Genomic DNA, 5,219 nt, shown 5'->3' with positions numbered 1-5,219 from the left:
CCCCTCTCTTTCTGCTGGGGGGGCCCCGGCGGGGGGGGGGGGGGGGGGGGGGGACCGGCCCCCGCGCCGCCGCCCCCCGTCCGTGTCAGTCGAAGCGGCCCCCGGCCGTCGGCCGGACCGCCGAGGCCACCGCGTCCGCCAGTCCCGCCAGGTCCGACGGGGTCAGCTCCGACACCGTGATCCGCACGCCCGGCCCCGACTCCACCCGGAACCGGCCCCCCGCGGCCACCGCGTAGCCCGCACTCAGCAGTCTCGTCACCACCGCGGTCTCGTCGGCGACGGGCACCCACACGTTCATCCCGCTCCGCCCGTGCGCCCGTACCCCGCGGTCCGCCAGCGCCGCGACGAGGCCGTCGCGCCGCTCCCCGTAGGACCGCGCGACCGCCGCCCGGTCGACCGCGCCGGCGTTCCACAGTTCCACCACCGTGTACTGCAGCAGCCGGCTCACCCATCCCGGGCCCAGGCGCTGGCGCCCGCGCACCCGGTCGAGCGTCACGTCGTCGCCGGTCATCAGGGCGACCCGCAGGTCGGGCGCGTACGCCTTCGCCGTGGAGCGGACCAGCGCCCAGTACGTGGTCACCCCGCCGAGTACGTTCAGCGGCTGTTCCACGATGCCGTGCCCGTGGTCGTCGTCGATGACCAGCACCTCCGGGTGCCCGGCCAGCACCGACCGCAGTTCCTCCGCCCGCCGCGCGCTCACCGCCGCGCCGGTCGGATTCTGCGCGCGGGCCGTCACGACCAGTGCCCGTGCGCCCGCCGCCAGCGCCCCCGCCACCGCCCCGGGCAGCGGCCCGTCGTCGTCCACGGCCACCGGCAGCACCCGCAGGCCGAGCGCCGGGACCAGGTCCAGGACGCTCCCCCAGCCCGGATCCTCGACCGCCACGGCGTCGCCGGGCCTCAGGTGGGCGGCCAGTACCCGCTCGATGCCGTCCAGCGCCCCCGAGGTCACCGCCACCGCCCCGGCCGGCACCCCGTCCGCGTCGAAGTCGGCCCGGGCGAGCGACGCCAGCTCCGGGGCCACCGGGTCCTGCCCGTAGAGCGTGGGCCGGCGCGCGTACCGGCGCGCGGCGCCCGCCAGGGCCTCGTCCAGCGCGGGCAGCAGCCGGAGGTCCGGATTGCCCGAGGTGAGGTCGCGGACGCCCGGCGGGACAGCCGTGCGCAGCCCGTCGCGCGGCGCGGTCGCCGGGCGGGCCCGGACCCGGCTGCCGCGCCGCCCGTCGGTTTCGATGACTCCGCGCTCGCGCAGCGTGCGGTACGCCGCGGCCACGGTGTTGGGGTTCACCCCCAGCACACCGGCGAGCTCCCGCATCGGCGGCAGCAGCGCTCCCGGCGCGAGCGCGCCCGACCCGACACCCGCTTCGACACTGGCGGCGATGTCCGATGCGCGACGCCCAACGATCAGATATTCTCCTGGCACAAAGCCCATTATGCACTAATACAACGGAGCCCGCACCATGAGCGCCACGCCTGTCACGGAGACGATCACGGATTCGACCGGGGAGCCGCCCGCCGGGTACGCGCCCACCGACCGCACCGTCCCGACCCGGTCCCGCGACCGCGCCCGCTACGACCGCGAGACGGTGCACTCGATACTCGACCAGGCCTACGTCTGCCACCTCGGCTTCGTCCGTGACGGCGCCCCGGTGGTCCTGCCGACCCTCTTCGGCCGGGTCGGCGAGACCCTCTACATCCACGGGTCCACCGGCTCCCGCCCGCTCCTCGCGGCCGGCAAGGCCGACCCGGGGCTGCCGGTCTGCCTGACCGTGACGCACGTGGACGGCCTCGTCCTGGCCCGCTCGGCCTTCCACCACTCGATCAACTACCGCTCGGTGGTCGTCCACGGCACCGCCTACGAGGTGACCGACCCGGAAGAGTGCCGGATGGCGCTCGACGCCCTCGTCGACCACGTCGTACCGGGCCGCTCCGCCGACTCGCGGCCCGCCAACAACAAGGAGCTCGCGGCCACGGCCGTCATCCGCCTCGATCTCAACGAGGTGTCCGCGAAGCTCCGTACGGGCGGCCCCAGTGACGACCTCGAGGACCTCGGACTGCCGTTCTGGTCGGGCGTGGTGCCGGTCGCGCCCGCGTACGGGACCCCGGTACCGGCCGCCGACCTGACCCCCGGCATGACCGTCCCGGACTACATCGCCGCGCTCTGACCCCGGTCGGCGGGCCGCACCGGCGGCCCGCCCTGCGGCCTACGGCGCCGCCACCGCCTCCGGCGCCTCCTGCGCCTTCCCGGGCCCGGCCGCCTTCTCGAGCCCGGCCGTCTTCTCGGACCCGGCCGCCTTCGCCGTCTTCTGCGCGGGACGGCGCGACTCGGCCGCGATCAGCGCGCCCACCGCCGTCAGCAGCAGTACGGTGCCCAGCACCACCGCGAGGGTCAGCCGCTCCCCGAGCAGCAGGACGGCGATCGCCGCCGCGCTGACGGGTTCGATCAGCATGATCACGGACACCGTCGCGGCGCGCACGACGGCGGCCCCGCTGAAGTAGAGCGCGTACGCCAGTACGGTCGGCACGGTGGCCATGTACGCGAGCAGCCACAGCACCCGCACCGGTTCGGCGGTGTGCGGCAGCAGCCCCTCCACGGCGGCGAGCGGCAGCAGGCACACCGTGCCCACGCCGACCGACCAGGCGGTGGTGACCAGCGGGTCCCCCTGGACCCCGCGCTGCCCGAGCAGCCGGGCCCGCAGGGTCATCGCCCCGTACCCCGCGGCGGACAGCAGCGCCCAGCCGACACCGAGCGGACGCACCTCGCCCGCGCCGCTGCCGAGGACGAGCACGGCGAGTCCGGCCAGCGCCCCGACGACGGCGGCGGCGCCGCCCCGGCCGAGCCGCTCCCCCATCCAGTACCGGGCGCCGAGCGCGATGAGCACCGGCCCGGCTCCGAGCGTGACCACCGTGCCGACGGCGAGGCCGGTCTCGCTCACGGCGGCGAAGTACGCGGACTGGAAGAGGGTGAACAGCAGGCCGGTCCCGATCAGCGACCCCACCGAGGGCCGCGGGGCGGCCACCGCCCCGGTCCGGGGGCGGCGGACGGCGAGCACCGCGAGCAGCACCCCCAGCCCGCCGGCGCACCGCCAGAACGACAGGGCGACCGGGCCGAGGTCACTGGCGAGGAAGAGCAGCGAGGCGGCCGCGCCGGCGGTCCCCCAGGCGGCTCCGGCGACGACGAGGTACAGCAGGCTGCGCCCGGTGGCGGGCGAAAGGTTCGACACGAGAGTTCTCCGCGCGTACGTGAAGGATGAGGAAAGCAGGTCATCGCTTCGCGGGCAGCGCGCATCCGCCCGGGTCACGGCCCGGGCCGGGTTCTGCTGCGTGGTGGCGGCCGCCCGCGCTAGGCGGCGGGAGGCGGAAGCACGGTCGACGGCATGATCGGATCCTAGACCTTGCTCGGATCGCGGTCCAGGGCGGACACCGGCTCCGCGACGCCGGCCCCGATCCCGGCCCCGGCCCCGGCCCCTACCTCGGATCCGGCCCCGGCGGCCCGGGAGGTCTGCGCGATGAAGGCCCCGCCCAGGACGAGCGCGCCGCCGACGATCTGCCAGGTCGCGAGATGCTCGCCGAGCAGCACCCACGCCAGGACGGTGGCCACGACCGCCTCGAGGCAGGCCACCACACCCGCGACCTGCGGCGACAGCCGGCGTACGGAGATCACTCCGGTCAGGTACGCGAAGACGGTCGCGATCAGCACCACCCAGGCCAGCAGCACCGGAGCCGGCACCGTCAGGTCGCCGACCGCCGCGTCGCCGCCCAGCACCCGCCAGTCCATCTGCCACGGCCTCGCGACGGCCGTCATCACGAGGGTGCCGACGATCATGCCGTACGCGATCATGCCCATGGGGTCGGGCAGGTCGTCCCCGTCGCTGCCCTGGTCGGCGAAGACGAAGTAGAAAGCCTGGCAGCAGGCGGCCGCGAGGCCGAGCAGCACCCCGAGCAGGTCGAGGCTCAGCCCGGCCCAGATCTGCACCACGCAGGCCAGGCCCACGACGGCCACGGCGGCGCCGGCCGCGGCGGACCGGGTCACCGGCTTGCGCTGCACGAAGCGGATCCATCCGAGCAGCAGCGCCGGGCCCAGGTACTCCAGCAGCAGGGCCACGCCGACCGGAATCCGGGACAGGGAAGCGAAGTAGAAGGCCTGGACTCCGGCCACGGCAACGAGCCCGAAGCCGGCGAGCAGCAGGGGTTTGCGCCGTACGAGATCGCGATGGCGCCAGGCCAGCGGGGACAGCACGAGGGCCGCCCCGGCCACCCTGAGCCAGACCATGTGGAGCGGGTCCAGACCCGCTTCGATCAGCGGCTTCGCCGCCACACCCGAACCGCCGAACGCGATCGCCGAGACGAGGGCGAGGCTCAGTCCGGCGTATTTCCCTGACGCTTGCATTCGGACATCATGACAGGGCCGGTCAGGAGCGACGCGGGGGTGACGCCTGTTGAGACGCGCCCTGCGGCGGGGGCGGGGAGGAGCGGCCCGCTCCCCGATATCTGACAGGTCGTCAGTCTTGAATGTTGCGTCCGCCGGGACTACCTTCCGCCGCACGTACCTGACGAGAAGGGGTGGTCGCATGGCTGAAGTCACCGCGGAATCACGCATCGAGGCGTCCGCCGCGAAGCTCTGGTCCCAGCTGACCGACTGGGACGCGTACGGCCAGTGGAGCATGACCCACACCAACTTCCCGAAGGGCGGTCCCGAGACCCTCGCCATCGGTTCCACCTTCACCGAGAACATGAAGATGATGGGCTTCCCGGCCGAGATCCTCTGGACGGTCTCCGAGCTGGAGGAGGAGCGCGTCATCGCGATCACCGGCAAAGGGCCGATGGGCGTGGCCGTCCTGACCCGCTACACCCTGATCCCCGACGGCGAGGCCACCACGGTCCGCATCGACGGGGAGTTCTCGGGCGCCGCGGTCTCCCTGATGGCCGGAAAGCTCAAGGACTCCGCCACGGCCGCGCTGAACGAGTCGCTCCGCAAGCTGGCGGGCGTGGTCGCCTAGACGGTCCAGGATCCGGTCCGGGCTCGGGTCCGGGCTCGGGTCCGAGATCAGGTCCGGAATCGGGTCCGAGACCAGGTCCGGGACTCCGCCGGGGATCCGGTCCGGGAACCCGGCCACGGCGGCCCGGAATCAGGGCGGGGGCGGCTGACCACCCGGCCCCCCGTACGTACGACAGCGCGCCCCGCGAGGAACTCGCGGGGGGCGCTGCGGGTGCGGGGGGTCCCG

Annotated in this window: 5 protein-coding genes; 2 read left to right on the top strand and 3 right to left on the bottom strand. The window is 74.6% G+C overall.

Annotation, left to right across the window (positions count from 1 at the left end):
• Positions 1-85: 85 nt before the first annotated feature.
• Positions 86-1,426 (bottom strand): aminotransferase class I/II-fold pyridoxal phosphate-dependent enzyme, encoded by a 1,341-nt coding sequence (locus tag ACWF9Z_RS19260; RefSeq protein WP_453603585.1) that lies wholly within the window; start codon positions 1,424-1,426, stop codon positions 86-88.
• 28 nt (positions 1,427-1,454) lie between these two features.
• Here ACWF9Z_RS19260 and ACWF9Z_RS19255 point away from each other — a divergent pair, with 28 nt between their 5' ends.
• Positions 1,455-2,159 (top strand): pyridoxamine 5'-phosphate oxidase family protein, encoded by a 705-nt coding sequence (locus tag ACWF9Z_RS19255; protein ID WP_453603583.1) that lies wholly within the window; start codon positions 1,455-1,457, stop codon positions 2,157-2,159.
• 39 nt (positions 2,160-2,198) lie between these two features.
• Here the strand turns inward: ACWF9Z_RS19255 and ACWF9Z_RS19250 are convergent, their stop codons facing one another.
• The gene (locus tag ACWF9Z_RS19250) at positions 2,199-3,218 is read right to left on the bottom strand and encodes a DMT family transporter (protein WP_453603581.1); all 1,020 of its coding nucleotides are present in this window, start codon (positions 3,216-3,218) and stop codon (positions 2,199-2,201) included.
• Between the two features lie 164 nt (positions 3,219-3,382).
• A complete protein-coding gene (locus ACWF9Z_RS19245; protein ID WP_453603580.1) occupies positions 3,383-4,384 on the bottom strand; it encodes an EamA family transporter in 1,002 nt (333 codons plus the stop codon).
• Positions 4,385-4,565: 181 nt separating this feature from the next.
• On the opposite strand from ACWF9Z_RS19245, the gene ACWF9Z_RS19240 reads away from it, so the two are divergent.
• The gene (locus ACWF9Z_RS19240) at positions 4,566-4,994 is read left to right on the top strand and encodes a type II toxin-antitoxin system Rv0910 family toxin (RefSeq protein ID WP_453603578.1); all 429 of its coding nucleotides are present in this window, start codon (positions 4,566-4,568) and stop codon (positions 4,992-4,994) included.
• Positions 4,995-5,219: the final 225 nt, after the last annotated feature.

This window comes from Streptomyces sp. NPDC054961, from assembly GCF_053609145.1.
This window is presented reverse-complemented; position numbering and strand designations above follow the sequence as displayed.